A 16191-nucleotide genomic window follows, 5' to 3' on the forward strand; every position below is an offset into this window, starting at 1 on the left:
CAAAAACTTACACAAAATGAAACGTTTTCTTATCGTCATTTTTCTAGGCTTTACATCGGTACTGGGGTTTGCACAAAAACTGACTGTGGCCGGACCTGATAAACGACTTGTCGTAAATCTGTCTCTAGAAAATGGCCAACTTTATTATGATGTCCAACTGGATGGAAAAGTCATGCTCGAAAGGTCGGCACTTGGCTTAAAAGGACGAGAGGTCGATCTATCTACTCATTTAAGATTAATTGATCAGGTATATAACCAAATTGATGAACAATATGAGGAACAGAAGATCAAGCGCAAACAGGTCCATTACCAAGCAAATGAATTGATTTGTAAATTAGAAAATGCGGATAAACAAGCCTTGCATGTTATATTTCGAGTCAGCAATCATGATATTGCTTTTCGCTACCATGTACCTCAATCGGGTGAAGCTGCTAATTTTTATATTGAAGAAGAACGGAGTGCCTTTAAATTTCCGAATTTGACGACAACTTTCCTAACTCCTCAAGCACCGGCGATGTCTGGCTGGATGAAATCAAAGCCAAGTTATGAAGAAGGATATACTGCCGATGAGCAATTGGGCGTGCGTTCTAAGTATGGGCTAGGTTATACCTTTCCTGGGTTATTTCACGTGGGGGACCGCGGTTGGGTACTGGTATCCGAAACAGGTGTTGGTGCACTGTACTGTGGATCGAAACTGAGTGAAGGGACCAAAGATGGTCTCTATCAGATTGCTTTCCCTGAGGTGGATGAAAATAATGGTATAGGTAGCGCTCAACCCGTTATTGCACTACCAGGAAATACACCATGGCGTACGTTGACTGTCGGAAGCACGCTAAAACCTATTGTTGAAACGACCGTTGCATTTGATGTGGTCGAACCGCTGTATAAAGCTTCTAAACCGTATACGTTTGGACGTTCAACATGGAGCTGGTTAGAATGGCAAGATGGGAGTATCAATATGGAAGATCAGAAAAAATTTGTAGATCTTTCTGCGGCTATGGGCTATGAGTTTGTTTTGGTAGACAACTGGTGGGATAGCAAAATCGGTCGGGATAAAATCGAAACCTTGATCGCCTATGGTCAAGATAAAGGTGTAGGGATCTGTTTGTGGTACAATTCCAATGGTTTTTGGAATGACGCTCCACAGACTCCTAAAAACATGATGAATACTGCTGCTGCCAGAAAAAAAGAGATGGCTTGGATGCAAAAGGTCGGCATAAAAGGTATAAAAGTGGATTTTTTTGGAGGGGACAAACAGGAGACGATGAAGCTTTATGAGGATATTCTATCGGATGCTAATGATCATGGTCTAACTGTTATTTTTCATGGATGCACCTTGCCTCGCGGCTGGGAGCGTATGTATCCAAATTTTGTTGGTAGTGAGGCGGTACTGGCATCGGAGAATCTGATCTTTAGTCAACATGCCAATGATACAGAGGCCTTTCATGCGAGCTTGCATCCCTTTATTCGGAATGCTGTAGGTTCGATGGATTTTGGCCCAGTTTTACTGAATAAAAGACATAACCGGGAGAACAATGGTGGGATGAGCAGAAAAACAACCGAAACTTTTCAATTGGCGACTGCTGTTTTATTTCAGACCCCAGTACAAAATTTTGGAATTACACCCAACAATCTAACGGAAATGCCCGCATATGTGATTGACTTTATGAAAGAGGTACCTACGGTCTGGGATGAGACTGTTTTTATCGATGGTTATCCGGGGCAATATGTGGTATTGGCTCGAAGACATGGCGATCGATGGTATATAGCTGGCATCAATGCGGAGAAAAAAGCAAAAGAACTAACGCTAAACCTCCCCATGCTTTCGGGGAATAAATGGGAGCTTTATCAGGACAATAGGGATCGATCACCACAGTATCAGGTATTGCCTGCACAAAAAGGAAAACAGTTGAAAGTAACGCTTCAAGCGGATGGCGGATTTATAATTGTTGGACAGTAATCTCTTTTTTATACTTTAAAACATTGTTTTGATGGGTGAAACTTCAAACAATTTGTGTGGCAAGCATCTTTGGATGCTTGCTTTTTTTTATGGTCAGTATGCTTACATATGGTAAACGAAAGCTCCAGGGCTTGCAAAATGGATATAGGTATAAATACTTACAATGGTAATAAACTCCTTTTTTTAGTTGTAAATACTTGTTTTATAAGTGCAAACAGAAAAATAGAACATTTATTGCTTGATGTATAGTAATATCATGAAACCGTAGTATTAATATAATTCAAGCAAATATGAGAGTCTATTCTTTTATCATCACCATTTTCCTGTTATTACAAAGCTCGGCACTAATTTCTCAAGATTTAAAAGATGAAAATACGTTGAGGGACATTGTTTTCATGCGTACAGAAGGGCTGGTCATGACGCAGCTCATGGAAAAACATACCACGGATAAACAGATGCTATTACTCTGTAAGCGGATAAAAGACTACTATAAAACGACTCAACCTATTTTACTTGAAATCGTAAAGGGCAAGACACTTCAATTGGATCAGCGTCAATTTGATCAGATATGGAAAGCGGGAGAAAAATCATTTGAAAATTATAATGAAAAAAATAAAAAACAGTGGAAATTATTATTTGAACAACATATCCATGCTTGTGTGCAAGCTTATACCAAACTATTACAGGAGCGGCAAGATGATGATATATCCTATTTTTCGTTTCAGGCGTTACCTGAATTGGTGAACTTAGCCGACGCATGTAAACAGATGCAGGGAGAATAATTAATTTGATGTGGATCAACCTGATGTTATATTATTTTTTATATTTTTTTTACTAATTCAAAATAAATCCTATATTTGTCCCGATAAATAATAAAAAACCCCTTTAACGGAGAAAACAAAAATGAATATATCTGATATCATAGCGTTTAACATTACTGCAATAGATGCGGTAGTGATTCTTCGTGCCCAGATATAAGAGATTCATCCAATCATTATATGAAAAGCCCGAAGATGATTCGGGCTTTTTTGTTTATTCCATTTTTTGCACTCAAAATTTCCCGAATTGAAATCTGTTGGATACCATATCCAACGCAATCATGGTGTTTTCTAAACACATTTTTCAATTTAATAATACAATAATGGGAAGTAAAATCTCAGGGAAAGACCTTATAAAACTAGGTTTTCCACAAAATAACAGCATTAATATCGGTTTATCTCAGATACAACGCTATAGAAAGCGGGAGAAAAAAGAAACGGTTTTACAAGAAGTAAACGAAGTTTTATTAGCTCCTGCAAGATTTAGTGGTCATGGAGTTTGGGGCAAATTGGCAGAAAGTTTAATCAAACCAGTTGACGTTCGTCTGCACGAACTGTTGACCCATCGTGTTCCATTTTCAATCTTTGGAGAAGATCTCATTGATGAGCGGGCAAAATTTCAATTGTATGATGCCCTAAAATTGCCAATAGCTGTGGCTGGAGCCTTGATGCCCGATGCACATTCTGGCTATGGCTTACCTATAGGTGGCGTATTGGCCACTCATCAATCCGTTATACCTTATGGGGTGGGTGTTGATATTGGATGTCGTATGAGCCTGTCCATATTTGATCTACCCGCATCTTTTATAAAAGGTAAAGATGCTATGTTGTTGAATATGTTGTCAGCGCATACCAAATTTGGCATGTATGAAACACATAAAAACAAAATTGACCATGAGGTCTTATACCGATCGGAATTTCAGGATATTCCGCTGCTAAAGGGATTGCAAGATAAAGCTTACAAACAATTGGGAACATCTGGTGGTGGAAATCATTTTGTGGAATTTGGTATCATCGAACTAGCTGCACCGCGGCCCGAGTGGAAACTTGGTCCGGGCTGTTATTTGGCCGTACTATCGCATAGTGGTTCGCGTGGCCTTGGAGCAGCTATTGCAAAGCACTATACCTATTTGGCTAAAAAACAATGCCCGCTGCCACAACATGTTCAGCATCTGGCTTGGCTTGATCTCGATACACATGATGGACAGGAATATTGGCTGGCTATGAATCTGGCAGGAGATTATGCAAAAGCTTGTCACGAAAATATCCATCAGCGCATTGCGAAAGCTTTGGGTAAGCGTATCGCATTGACCATCGAAAATCATCACAATTTTGCTTGGAAGGAGACTGTGAATGGTCAGGAATGTGTCGTGCATCGTAAGGGGGCAACACCAGCTGCTCAAGGTACATTGGGTATTATTCCGGGCTCTATGACTGCTCCGGGTTACCTTGTTGAAGGTTTAGGAAATCCAAATAGCCTCAACTCGGCTTCACATGGCGCCGGACGTCTATATTCAAGAGCTGATGCAAAATCAAGTTTTACAAAAGCAGAAATGAACAAGAATCTGGCAAAGGCTGGAGTTCAACTGCTGGGGGGAAGTATGGATGAATCACCGATGGCTTACAAGGACATCGATCAGGTGATGCATCTTCAAAAAGAATTAATACAGGTATTGGGTATTTTCAAACCCAAATTTGTTCGTATGGAAAGTTAACATATATGGAGGTATATATACAATTAAGTTCGGGAAAAGGTCCCAAGGAATGTGACTTTTTCCTAACGCGTGTGCTGGGCATCTTTCAAAGGGAGGCTTTAACAAAGCAGATACACGTGATGGTGATCAATGAAGACAAAAGTGGAAGCGGTTTAATCCAGTCTGTCGTATGTAAATTGACGGGAGCAGAGATCGATATCTTTCTGCAAGCATGGAAAGGTTCGCTACTATGGATTTGTGAAAGTCCGTTTCGCCGTTTTCATAAAAGGAAAAATTGGTTTATCGCACTTTTTGTCATTACAAAAGAAAAAGAGATCATCCTGTTGGAAAAAGATATTCTGTATCAGGTCATGCGAAGCTCGGGAGCAGGAGGACAACATGTAAACAAAGTTAGCTCTGCTGTTAGAGCGCTTCACATGCCTACAGGAATTACTGCGGTTGCCATGGATACAAGATCGCAATTGCAAAATAAAAAATTAGCGAAGGAACGGTTGGCACATAAGTTAATGCAATTGCAAAATGAATCTGCGCAACAGGATGTCGATAAGCAGTGGCAAAATCATGCTGAAATTGAGCGGGGTAATCCGACTCGTGTTTTTAAGGGTATCGATTTTAAATCTTAATTTAGAAAACCCTGCTTATGATCGTGCTCAGAAGATTCAACAGGCATTGTGCTAAACCCCTTGTATCGTCACATACAGGGGGTTTTATTTTAATAAGCTCAAGCTGAAAAATCTGGTCACTCAATGACCTTTTACTGACTTTACAGTTTGATTAATGTATAAAGTTTTACTATCTTGTTTAGGTATCAAAGCAGTGGAGTAATGCCTATTGCTTTATTTTTTTTAACTTAATGATAGGGTATTGGATACAAGTAAATTAGATAATCCTGTATGGTATTCACTTTCAGAAACTCATCGCGATAGCGCACTTGAATTTGATGGAGTAAAATTCTACAAGCCTCAGTATTGTCCTTTTGGTGGTTTTATAAAAATGGATCAGACTGCAAAGTCTATAGCTGAATATGCTCGAGATACGTCCAATTTCTATGTTGTGGGTGATCAACCCAAATTCAATAGTCCGATCATACTGCATCAAGAATTAGTTTGTCATCAAATGGTGCTTGATAAGGAGATATCGATAGCAATGGATGAACATATAGTCGATCTTCGTGTCGATCACCATGATGATCTCCTCAACTTAGTCAATTTAGTTCAACCTGGATATTTCAAAAATAAGACTTCTGAATTGGGGAATTATTATGGTATATATAAAGACAGTCAACTTGTTGCTGTCACAGGTGAACGGATGAAGATGAACGCTTATACAGAAGTAAGTGCTGTGGTCACACATCCTCGTTATACGGGTCTTGGATTTGCTAAAAAATTAGTTGCACATACTTGCCACCAGATATTTTTACAAAATAAAGTACCTTATCTACATGTGGCAGAAAATAATAGCGGTGCTATCAATCTCTACGAAAAGCTGGGGTTTAAGACGAGAAGAAAAATAAGTTTTTGGAACTTAATTAAACCAGCGTAAGGGAAGGGATTTCGCTAATTAGTTAATTAGGCAACTATTTTAGAATCTTGACCAGAACACAGTGTGCTGAGGCTCCTTATTGATTCAAAAGCCTTATTTGAGCCTTTGATGCGTATTTCTGTATAGTTCGACGTCTTTCTTGGACTGCTTCTTAGCTTTTTGTGACTACTTATTGACGACCTTTAATCCCTATTTAGGAACAAAGAATCGAAAGTTAGAAAGTAGGGGCAACAGCTCAATAACTTGCAGTCCCTTATTTGAAAATAGCTATCCAAGTTTCTCAACAAGTGATACTTGTTTTGGAAATGACTGTCCAAGTTTCTCAACAAGCGATACTTATTTTAGAAATTGCTGTCGAAGTTTCTAAACAAGTGACATCTATTTTGGAAATTGCTGTCGAAGTTTCTCAACAAGTGACATCTATTTTGGAAATTGCTGTCGAAGTTTCTCAACAAGTGACACCTATTTTATAAATTGCTGTCGAAGTTTCTCAACAAGTGACACCTATTTTGGAATTAGGGACCGCAATTTCTCAACTATGAACCGGAGAAAGCTAAAAAGTAGTCAAACTTTTGCTGTACATTGAGCTAACACAGCTATCAACTGGTATAATAAATTAGCATGCTAACTATTGTAGTTTAGTGGTATATTTCATTTATTCTCATCTAAACCCAATCATGGTATCAGCTATCAAATCAGCTGATGCGCTCGATCTTTTTAGATGAATGATGAAAAGATTAACATCCGATTCCAGATGGATTTATGGAGGTTATTTTTTCATTTCTACAATTGGGTGGTGTATTACTGGAAAATTACAAGAATTGGCTATAAAGCACAGTTGATTGGCTTTCTGATGTAAATCCATTGCTAATGCTATTTGCTGAGGATCTGTAATGGTAATACATGGATTTAGTCGAACTTCAACAAAACGTCCACTTCCATCTGGATTGACCTCCAAGACTGCTTCAGCATGATCCGAGTAGGTGAGGATTTCTATTTTGTTCTGGGCACAAACATATAGATAAGACATCATATGACATGAAACTAAACTGCTCAACAAGAGATCCTCAGGATTATGCAATTCAGGATCACCTTTGAAAGCTTTAGCTGCCGAAATCTCCATATCTTTTTTACCTTCGATCGAAATGCGGTGACTTTTACTATAAAATCCAGCTGTGGTTGGTTGTTTTTTCAAAACCCAATTTAATGTTGCCTTAAATAAATGTTTAAATGTTATTTTTCTTGTCATTTCGCTACTGCTTCTATTAAATAGTACTGCATTATTTTGTCGACTTGCTTGTGTCCATATGGTGTATTATATGCTGTCGATGTTATTACAACTACAATTGGTACATCCTTAAAAATAAAAATTCTATTTCCATTTGAATAATATACTACCTAATCTACTCCACTCACGTTGTAAGTTTTATAGGATCTATGCTACATTGATCCTACTAGCATCAATATCTAGTTCTTTTGCTGCTGCGGATACCGATACTTTTGTATATCATAGATCTAGCTCCATCTTCTTAAAAGAATCATCCAATACTCTTTTCATAATTAAACAAATTTAAATCTATTTTTTCAAATCTGTCTCCACTTTTAATATTGGAGGTCTAATTAAGAAATAGTATGTTTGGATAATCGAAATCTGAAAACAAGTTAATCTCACTGCATAAATGAAAATGAACCGAAGAAAATTTTTGGAATCTGCCGGAATGCTAGGAACTATAGCTGCATTACCCCTTTCTGGTTTTTCAATGTTTGATCAACCTAAGTATAAAATGGGATTACAGCTCTTTACCATTCATAAGGATATGACCCAAGCACCTCTTCTCACTTTGAAAGCTGTAAAGGAGATGGGGTATGCGGATTGTGAGACGTTTGGATTTGACAGTGAGAAATGCAGCTTTTATGGACTTAAGTCTTCAGAGTTCAAGAAGATATTAGAAGACCTTGATATTACAGCCTCTAGTGGACATTACGGTTTTTCTTCATATCTAACAAAGCCACAAGATGAATTGATGCGATTTGTGGATCGGTGTATAAAGGGAGCCCTTGACTTGGATATGAAATATATCACTTGGCCATGGATCGCACCAGAACAAAGGACGATTGATAATTTCAAGTTGATGGCACACGAACTCAATGTAATAGGAGAGCAGGTAAAACATGCAGGCCTTGGATTTGCTTATCACCATCATGACTTCGAATTTATTGACCATGATGGTGAAAATGGTTTTGATATCATTTTAAATGAAACAGACAGCTCTTTGGTCAAGCTGCAAATGGATATGTATTGGGTGATGCATTCTTCTACACTTACGCCCAAAGAATTGGTCGACAATCAGCCAGGGAGATATGTGATGTGGCACATCAAGGACATGGATAAAGTGACCAGAGATTATACCGAGTTGGGCAATGGTTCGATTGACTATGTAGAAATACTTCCAGATCCGATCAAGTCAGGACTGGAATTGTACTATTTGGAGCAGGGAGGTAATTTTGCACACAGCCCCATGAAAAGTGCAGCTGATGATGCTGCCTACTTCAAAAAACACTTACAACGATAACTGTAATATTGAGATAAAGAATCTTAAAAGAAGTTTATGGGTATGATTTTACAAGTTCACTTGTCCTATAATTTAATCTTCTAGATTAGTACGAGGTTTAGGGCCGCGCTTGTAGATAATCAACCCATTCAGGAAATTTCTTAACAACTGGTCACCACAAGGCTTAAAATTTGCGTGGTCTTCCTTACGGAATATTGCACCCAATTCTGTCTTTGTAATTCTGAAGTCCACCAGGGCCAATACTCCAACAATATCGTCGTCAGTAAATTTTAAAGCTACGCGTAGCTTTTTCATAATATCATTGTTGCTCATGGCGTAAATTTATGAAAACTATGCTAGAAAACCATAGCAAGTCGGTTGATATGAGTGAATTTGGTGGAATTTCTGAGAAACTGTTCTGTTAATACTGGATCTGGCACATTCCACCGGCCTATCTATTCGTCGTAAAAACGGGTACCATAATCTTACTGTCGTCGAACAAGTAAACAATCCGGAAATCTATACCCTAATCCATCGGTGTATTAATTTAAATAAGTTATGAAGTGATTTTTTGGGTAGAGTTGCTGAAAGAACACTAATTTAAATAAGGAATATGAGTATTTTCTACTCTTGCAATAACTGTTATAAGCATAAAAAAGAAGCAAAATCCTAGTTTTTTCTGCTCCTTTTTTAATTATAATGGTGCTCTGCATTCAACCTATAGTGCTTACTTACTCAGCAGATTGCTTCCAATACGATAAAAATAGATCCAGTAATTCGTCGATGTTCATATCAATTTCGGAAGCGGAATACATAATTTGCAATTCCTGAGATTGCTCTTCAAATGCCATATTCCAATACATTTTGGAGAGCCTCGTCTTATAGGATTCGGCATTTTTTAAATACACGACGACTAGCGTATCGCCGCCGACCTTATGTTTCTCTATTGCTGTAACATCTTTCCAGGCAATTGGCCCGATAGCTTTGGATAAAGGAGCTGATTTTCCACTTATCGTGTTTTCGTTGAATTCAAACATGGCAGATTTATCGTTCATGTTGATTAGGCTTTTAATGACTAGAATCAACATAATCAATAAAACTGCGCCACTACCAACTGCCACTTTTGCCTTAAAAATATGATCAAAAAGACCTAGTCCATAGATGAATACAGCGGCTAGCAGAATACAGATGGCAGCTGAACTTAATAGTAAATTTCTAGTTTTAATGGTATTTCTGTAGATTTTTATTTCTTTACTCATATATCAAATTGGAATTAATGAATAGCGAAAGTAATCAATTTTAAGGGGGGCAATGCTGATTAACTTATATTATTTCATTTTACCTTTATTTTTCCGCATCTTACCGAGTTTAATATAATGTTAATCTAAATGTAATAATTAGATTAGGTTGTTTGTCTTAATTTTGAATCATCAAGTTAAAGGAAATAACAACAACATCTATTTTTGATGGACTTATTGATAAAAGACTCATAACTAAAACAATAAAATAAAGACATTATGAAAACTTTAGTAAAAACATTTGCAGCAGCGGCATTGATCGCTATCAGTACTTTCGCTATGGCAGCTGGCAAACCCGACAAAAAAACAATCAATCTTTCTAGCGCGACTGATGCACTAGATCATTATGTTGATATCCTTACCGAAGGACAGTCTATAGGTTTAGAACAATTACTTGCGTCGGATTTCACTCAAAAGTCACAAGGTGCGAGCATAAAAACGAATAATCGCTCGGAAGTAATTGATTTTTTGAAAAAGCAAAAAGGGGAGAAATTAAACTGTAAAACGAGTACCGAGATTATTGAAGCATCTACAAATTATGCAATTGCTAAAGTTACGATGCAATTTGAAGGCTTTACTAAAAGTGATTTAGTAACCTTAATAAACGAATCTGGCGTTTGGAAAGTAACAGCATCAGTGACTTCTTATCAATAGAGAATTTCGTAAAAATCAAATCTTTAATATTAGGCTACATGATGGGATGTGGCCTTTTTTGGTTAATAAAACTTCGAGCACAGCTAATTTTATATCGAAAGCGAGCTTCCATTTTTATGATTGGAAGCTCGCTGTGGGCTTATAACTTCGTAGCTGTCATCTCGCCATTCTGGATCTTGGTCAAACCTATAACACTGCCCTTTGAATTGACCTGAAAAATAAGTGAAGCATCTAAATCTCGAGCGAAAAATTTGTGCTCTGCATATGGAACCAATTCTTTTTTATCATGTCCAACTTGTCCATACAGTTTATTGTTCTCTAGTATGACTTCAAATACCGGTCCTGGTTGAAATTGATAACCACCTACATATCGCTGCAACATCTGTAGGGACATCTCCATTTTTGACTGTAAACTGATCTTGACGTTTTTTCGATAACCATTGGATGCTATTCCTGTACCCTTTATTATAAAATCTGCGACCTTACCCTGTTTAGTTCTTTTAAAACTTAAGGTATTCAAACTATTTCCTAGTATAAATTGATCTTTTGCCGTTGGAACTAATCGCGTTTTTGTTCCTCCAGCGTTGAAATATACAAGATACCCGTCCTCTAATCGAATACGGTATTCCTCACCATTGTCTAATGTGTACACACCTTGATAAATTGTCAATTGAGCAGCTGTCATCATGAGCTCTTTTGTCATATAGGGTTTTTCTAATAAGACAGCGAGCATTTTGGATGCTAGTATGTCAAGATCAGTAGGACTATCACTATTTCTAAAAATGGATAGAGTGATCTGCTCTTCTGGTAAATAAGCTACATAGGTATAAAAACCGTTGATGACACCAACATGTTTGACACTCGGGGTTCCCTTTATATTACCGATTTCCCAACCATACCCGTACCCTATTGATCTTCCATTGATGAGTGTATAGGAGGTAAAGGCATGTTTTAATGTTTCAGGTTTTAGAACCTGTCCATGATACAGGGCATGATACCAGATTTGGATATCTCCTGGAGTAGAGGCCAGTGATCCTGCTGCATACGGCAATGTCATACTCAAGTAATGGGCATTTTGATACCTACCATTTCTTTGAGAATATCCTGATACTCTTCCTTTAATAAGGTTAACGGGATGATCAAAATAGGAGTGTCTCATTCCCAGTGGCTTAAAGAAAGTTTCTTCGATATATGTGGCATAAGTCTGACCTGTAATTTTTTCAATGATGTAGCCTAAAAGGATATAACCTGAGTTGGAATATTTATAATTCGTCCCTGGTTCATATTCAAGCGGTTCATTTTTAAAAAGATTGATCAATGCTGCGGGGCTGAGGTCTTTTCTCTTTAATTCTTCTGTGAAGCTGGCCAGGCCAGTATAATTTTTCACTCCAGCAGTATGCGTGAGTAAGGCCTCAATAGCGATCATTTGATCTTTTATTGGAAAATCGGGAATGTATTGACGAATATCATCTTGAAGAGACAGTTTACCTTCTTCTGCTAGTTTTAAAATAGCACATGCTGTAAATTGTTTGCTGACTGATCCCAATCGAAATACATGATCGACCTGTAGATCAACATCGAGCTCCAAATTGGCCTTGCCTAATGCTTTTTGATAAAGAACCTGATCTCCTTTTGTGAAGTACAGGACAGTGCCAGGAGCATTGTTGGGAAGTCCATCGTTGACTAAGGAGTCCAATTGGTTGGTGTGATCCTGCGCCGGACTTAATTGTGGAAAAAGAACTGAAAATCCAAGGCATAGCAATGCCATAAATGATGTTTTCATTTTATAAAATTTAGGTAAGTATGAAATTAAAATTGATTTTAGTGGTTATCCTAATCCTTTTTTTGCTTTTTTCGGATTATAAAGTATGATATGATCAGTGCTATCCCCAAACCAAGAAAAATACTGATGATCATGAGATGGACCTGATGTGTAGGGAATAGATCACTGAATAGCGTACCGCAAACAATACCCAGAGATATTCCAATACTGATGATGCCGAGCACTAATAAGAGCGGTGAAAAATCAGATTGACCGTTGAAGTAATCTGGTGGTAATGCTCTTTCGAGAATTTCCATCCGCTCCTTGTGCCTAGTGGTGAAATAATAATAACTGATTCCGAATATAACGAGTGATATGGATATAAATAGTGCTGCTGATGTAGTTTCCATTTTAAATTATTTAATGTTAATTTCTTAATAAGACTGAAAATCTTTATCATTGGTCACCAATGTGACCAATTTATTTTAAACGGAGTCTAAGCATGAGTAGAAGGAAATTAATCTATTGACAAGTATGCTGTTTGGAAAGCCCCGTAAGAAAGAAGATTATTATTTGCAGCAGGCAATTCTGGGCGAACGCGAAGGGTTTGAATATCTGGTGGCTACTTATAGAAACTTGGCCTATACACTCGCGCTTAAAATTTGTGGTAATAGTGAAAATGCAGAAGAGGTGGTACAGGATGCATTTATGAAAGCCTTTAGCGCGCTATCTCATTTTCGTCATGCTTCAAAATTTTCAACATGGCTCTATAAAATTGTGTACTATACAGCACTAACAAAAAAGAACAATGAACGTCATGATACCACAGAACTTTATGAGGAATCTGGGGCATCTGCATATATATTAGACGAAAAAAATGAATTTAATAACCTAGTTGTAGCTGATCGCAAGAAATACCTCACTTTAGCGCTCGATAAGCTAGCAGAAGAAGAGAGAATGGTCATTACGCTGCATTATCTGGGCGAAAAAAGTATTTCGGAGATAGCGGAAATACTTGATATCGGGAAATCTGCCATTAAAATGAAATTGATGCGGGGAAGGAAAAAACTAGAGAAAACTTTAAAAGATTTATTGAATGATGAACTGAGGGATTTATTATGAAAAATAGAATATCAAGAGAAAATGATCCATTAGCAAGTATACTAAACAATGAATTAATGGATGTGCCTTCGAAAGAATTTTCGGATAAACTGCTCCATGCTTCCATGACGAGTTATAAGGTTAGTTACGCTATAAAATATCGTAAACAAGAACGTCTGGGAAAGGGTATTATGCTCATACTTGTTTTTTTTAATTTAATGATGTTATATCTGTTGAACCCGCTTGATCTGTCTCCTGTTGCTTCATTCAGTTTTCTGGCTACTGGTGTTGCCATTGGATCTCTATTTTTATGGATGCATATGAAATCAAACCGAAAGCCCTTACAGCTATTCAACGGACTTTTAGGAGGTAAATAATCCTTTATTTTATAAGTATGAGCACATGTAACGCTGAATCAATAGGAATGGATAAGTCCATCGAGCTGATCTAATCTGCATGGTCTTTGTCTTGACTTTTTATCGATCCCATTGGTTTCATATATGGGTGCATATTAAACTTGTATAAGTCAGAGATTTATTCTTTAACTTTACCAAACAAGTATTTTGATAGCAATATATGATGGGTAAAGTATGGTAGATCATGTACATATTTTTGATCAGTGGGTCGAAGAGTACAGCGGGGCACTCTTGAAACGTGCGTTATATTTGCTGTCGGATAGACAGGATGCTGAAGATTTGGTGCAGGATGTGTTTATTGCTGCTTTTGATTCTTATCCTAACTTTAAAGGAAATAGCGCTCCATTAACGTGGTTGATGCATATATTGAAAAACAAAGCTGCTGATTTTTATAGAAAGAAATATCGAAATAGTAACCCGATTAGTTTGGATTATTTTTTTGATGAGACCGGTTCATGGAGAGATACGGCTATGATCCGAGATTGGTCTTCTGAAGATCTCAACTTGATGGATGATGCAGAATTTATGGCAATAATGGAACATTGTCTCGAAGATCTACCACCTAAATGGAAGATTCCTGTGAAGCTGTACTATTTGGAAGAAAAAAAAGCAACTGTGGTTTGTCAGGAAATGGGAATTTCTTCGACTAACCTTTGGAAAATTCTTCAGAGAAGCCGTTTGCAACTGCGTGTTTGTTTGGATAATAATTGGTTTAATACCCAAAATTGATCGATTGCTATGTTAAAAAGAATGATACATTTTTTACTACTTCCTTGTAGTCAGACTACATTGTTCATCGAAATGCAACAAAGTGGACAGCTTTCTTCTATTCAAAAATTAAGACTCAAATTACATCTTGCTATTTGCAAGTTGTGCAAAGCTTATCAAAAAAAATCTATCCGAATGGATAAAGTATTACGGCACCATGTACCTCAGGAGCATGCGATAGTATTTAATCCAATTGATCTTGAGCGACTTAAAAATAAAATTAGAGAAAAGATAAAAAATAACTAATGCTGCTGTCAGGATTTTGAAGTTAGTGCGACTATGGATATATCATATAATCAATACGTAGTACTTCAAAATCAATTCATATGTATGTAGCAAACAAAAATAGTAATTCGTCTGTAGTGTCTTCAGTGGGATATTACATTTCTCTTTTTGGTTCGGTTCTTATACTCCTGTGGGTCGGAATTTTTAAATTTACCCCAACGGAAGCGCAGGCGATTAAAGATATCTCGTAAACTTTAAAATAATAATACAATGAAAAATAGCTTAATCATCGTGGCATGTTGTATTTTGGTCGTTGCATTGACTGCAATGGGCTTTTCTATAAACAAAAAGGCAACAGCGCCTACAGGACAAACAAGTATGGAAATGAAGACAGATAACAAAACAAAAGAAATTTATTTTGCAGGAGGCTGCTTTTGGGGAACGGAACATTTTTTCAAACAAGTGAGGGGAGTGACGGGGACAGAAGTGGGTTATGCTAATGGCACGATTAAAAAACCTACTTATCAGGAAGTTTCCAAAGGAGTGACCGGTGCTGCTGAGACCGTAAAAGTTATTTATGATCCAGAAGTCATAGATCTCAACTTATTGATCGATCTTTATTTTAAAACAATTGACCCTACTTTATTGAATCAACAGGGAAATGATGTTGGTACGCAATATCGGACGGGTATTTTCTTCTCGGATAAAACGGATGAGGCTTTGGTCAAACAAAAGATTCAAGAATTGGGAACATTGTATCCGAAGAAGATTGTGGTAGAGTTTGGACCGATCAAAAGTTTCTATGATGCTGAAACCTATCATCAGGACTACTTGGACAAAAATCCAGGGGGGTATTGTCACATTGGACCCGATCTATTTGATCTAGCAAAAAAGGCAAACCCTCCTAAAGACGCTGATTATAAGAAAAAAGATCAAAAGACGCTTAAAAAAGAGCTTTCGGATCTGCAATATGAGGTAACACAAAATAATGCGACAGAAAGAGCATTTGAAAATGAATATTGGGATGAATTTAGAGAAGGAATTTATGTGGATGTTACGACAGGGGAACCGCTATTCGTTTCAACAGATAAGTTTGAATCGGGATGTGGATGGCCGAGTTTCTCAAAACCAATCAATGAAAAAATGGTTAAAGAACTTGCTGATAATTCCTATGGTATGAAACGTACAGAGGTACGTAGTAAAACTGGAGATGCACATCTTGGGCATATTTTTAACGATGGCCCTGCTGATAAAGGTGGTTTGAGATACTGTATAAATAGTGCCTCACTAAAATTTATTCCTAAAGAAGAAATGAAAGCAAAAGGATATGGAAAGTATATCGCGCTGTTGGATAAAAAGAATGAAAAAGCTGCGAAATAA

The 16191-nt window shown here is 37.3% G+C and carries 19 protein-coding genes and 1 pseudogene; 15 read left to right on the forward strand and 5 right to left on the reverse strand.

Translation table 11 applies throughout. The features are described from left to right. Positions 1 to 16 precede the first annotated feature (16 nt). The 6 genes from B3P23_RS10655 to B3P23_RS10680 all read left to right on the forward strand — a co-directional run bounded on the left by B3P23_RS10655 (position 17) and on the right by B3P23_RS10680 (position 6508). Positions 17 to 1960: a glycoside hydrolase family 97 protein gene (locus B3P23_RS10655; protein WP_293925809.1), complete on the forward strand. Its 1944-nt coding sequence runs from the start codon at positions 17 to 19 to the stop codon at positions 1958 to 1960. Positions 1961 to 2250: 290 nt separating this feature from the next. After that, entirely contained in the window at positions 2251 to 2742 is a 492-nt protein-coding gene (locus B3P23_RS10660) for a hypothetical protein (protein ID WP_045756523.1), read from the forward strand. 359 nt (positions 2743 to 3101) lie between these two features. Further along, a complete protein-coding gene (locus tag B3P23_RS10665) occupies positions 3102 to 4493 on the forward strand; it encodes an RtcB family protein (RefSeq protein ID WP_293925811.1) in 1392 nt (463 codons plus the stop codon). A gap of 5 nt (positions 4494 to 4498) precedes the next feature. After that, complete coding sequence (prfH, locus tag B3P23_RS10670) at positions 4499 to 5116, forward strand: peptide chain release factor H (protein ID WP_293925813.1); 618 nt, start codon at positions 4499 to 4501, stop codon at positions 5114 to 5116. A 241-nt stretch (positions 5117 to 5357) separates the two neighbouring features. After that, positions 5358 to 6035 (forward strand): GNAT family N-acetyltransferase, encoded by a 678-nt coding sequence (locus tag B3P23_RS10675; RefSeq protein WP_293925815.1) that lies wholly within the window; start codon positions 5358 to 5360, stop codon positions 6033 to 6035. 305 nt (positions 6036 to 6340) lie between these two features. Next, the gene (locus B3P23_RS10680) at positions 6341 to 6508 is read left to right on the forward strand and encodes a hypothetical protein (protein WP_260949483.1); all 168 of its coding nucleotides are present in this window, start codon (positions 6341 to 6343) and stop codon (positions 6506 to 6508) included. A 296-nt stretch (positions 6509 to 6804) separates the two neighbouring features. On the opposite strand, the gene B3P23_RS10685 is transcribed toward B3P23_RS10680, so the two are convergent. Beyond that, positions 6805 to 7230 (reverse strand): OsmC family protein, encoded by a 426-nt coding sequence (locus B3P23_RS10685; protein WP_293925817.1) that lies wholly within the window; start codon positions 7228 to 7230, stop codon positions 6805 to 6807. A 490-nt stretch (positions 7231 to 7720) separates the two neighbouring features. Between B3P23_RS10685 and B3P23_RS10690 the strand changes: the two genes are divergently transcribed. Next, positions 7721 to 8608, forward strand: a complete 888-nt coding sequence (locus B3P23_RS10690) for a sugar phosphate isomerase/epimerase family protein (RefSeq protein WP_293925819.1) — start codon at positions 7721 to 7723, stop codon at positions 8606 to 8608. A gap of 72 nt (positions 8609 to 8680) precedes the next feature. Here the strand turns inward: B3P23_RS10690 and B3P23_RS10695 are convergent, their stop codons facing one another. Together B3P23_RS10695 and B3P23_RS10700 are read right to left on the reverse strand one after the other, a co-directional pair. Beyond that, a complete protein-coding gene (locus B3P23_RS10695) occupies positions 8681 to 8902 on the reverse strand; it encodes a DUF1456 family protein (RefSeq protein ID WP_281047124.1) in 222 nt (73 codons plus the stop codon). 416 nt (positions 8903 to 9318) lie between these two features. Continuing rightward, on the reverse strand, positions 9319 to 9846 hold the full coding sequence (locus B3P23_RS10700) for an STM3941 family protein (protein ID WP_248753655.1): 528 nt from the start codon (positions 9844 to 9846) through the stop codon (positions 9319 to 9321). Positions 9847 to 10104: 258 nt separating this feature from the next. Between B3P23_RS10700 and B3P23_RS10705 the strand changes: the two genes are divergently transcribed. Beyond that, positions 10105 to 10539 (forward strand): nuclear transport factor 2 family protein, encoded by a 435-nt coding sequence (locus tag B3P23_RS10705; RefSeq protein ID WP_045753869.1) that lies wholly within the window; start codon positions 10105 to 10107, stop codon positions 10537 to 10539. Positions 10540 to 10678: 139 nt separating this feature from the next. Here the strand turns inward: B3P23_RS10705 and B3P23_RS10710 are convergent, their stop codons facing one another. Together B3P23_RS10710 and B3P23_RS10715 are read right to left on the reverse strand one after the other, a co-directional pair. Further along, positions 10679 to 12322, reverse strand: coding sequence for a serine hydrolase (locus tag B3P23_RS10710; protein WP_293925822.1), 1644 nt, complete (start codon positions 12320 to 12322; stop codon positions 10679 to 10681). 50 nt (positions 12323 to 12372) lie between these two features. Next, positions 12373 to 12711: a DUF6249 domain-containing protein gene (locus B3P23_RS10715; protein ID WP_248753657.1), complete on the reverse strand. Its 339-nt coding sequence runs from the start codon at positions 12709 to 12711 to the stop codon at positions 12373 to 12375. Between the two features lie 124 nt (positions 12712 to 12835). On the opposite strand from B3P23_RS10715, the gene B3P23_RS10720 reads away from it, so the two are divergent. The 7 genes and pseudogenes from B3P23_RS10720 (at position 12836) to msrB (ending at position 16191) form a co-directional block, all read left to right on the forward strand. Further along, complete coding sequence (locus B3P23_RS10720; RefSeq protein ID WP_293925824.1) at positions 12836 to 13423, forward strand: RNA polymerase sigma factor; 588 nt, start codon at positions 12836 to 12838, stop codon at positions 13421 to 13423. Then, complete coding sequence (locus tag B3P23_RS10725) at positions 13420 to 13779, forward strand: hypothetical protein (RefSeq protein WP_293925825.1); 360 nt, start codon at positions 13420 to 13422, stop codon at positions 13777 to 13779. Before B3P23_RS10720 ends, B3P23_RS10725 begins: the two co-directional genes overlap by 4 nt. Positions 13780 to 13992: 213 nt before the next feature. Next, positions 13993 to 14547 carry a sigma-70 family RNA polymerase sigma factor gene (locus B3P23_RS10730; RefSeq protein ID WP_293925826.1) on the forward strand — a complete coding sequence of 185 codons (555 nt, stop codon included), beginning with the start codon at positions 13993 to 13995 and terminating at the stop codon, positions 14545 to 14547. Positions 14548 to 14568: 21 nt separating this feature from the next. Beyond that, on the forward strand, positions 14569 to 14832 hold the full coding sequence (locus tag B3P23_RS10735; protein WP_094772158.1) for a hypothetical protein: 264 nt from the start codon (positions 14569 to 14571) through the stop codon (positions 14830 to 14832). 80 nt (positions 14833 to 14912) lie between these two features. Further along, positions 14913 to 15062, forward strand: coding sequence for a DUF417 family protein (locus tag B3P23_RS10740; RefSeq protein WP_293925827.1), 150 nt, complete (start codon positions 14913 to 14915; stop codon positions 15060 to 15062). Positions 15063 to 15195: 133 nt separating this feature from the next. After that, positions 15196 to 15660, forward strand: a pseudogene (msrA, locus tag B3P23_RS21415) (peptide-methionine (S)-S-oxide reductase MsrA); the annotation flags it as partial. 12 nt (positions 15661 to 15672) lie between these two features. Further along, positions 15673 to 16191, forward strand: coding sequence for a peptide-methionine (R)-S-oxide reductase MsrB (msrB, locus tag B3P23_RS21420; RefSeq protein ID WP_346569878.1), 519 nt, complete (start codon positions 15673 to 15675; stop codon positions 16189 to 16191).

It is taken from the genome of Sphingobacterium sp. UBA6320, assembly GCF_002440335.1.
Classification (GTDB): domain Bacteria; phylum Bacteroidota; class Bacteroidia; order Sphingobacteriales; family Sphingobacteriaceae; genus Sphingobacterium.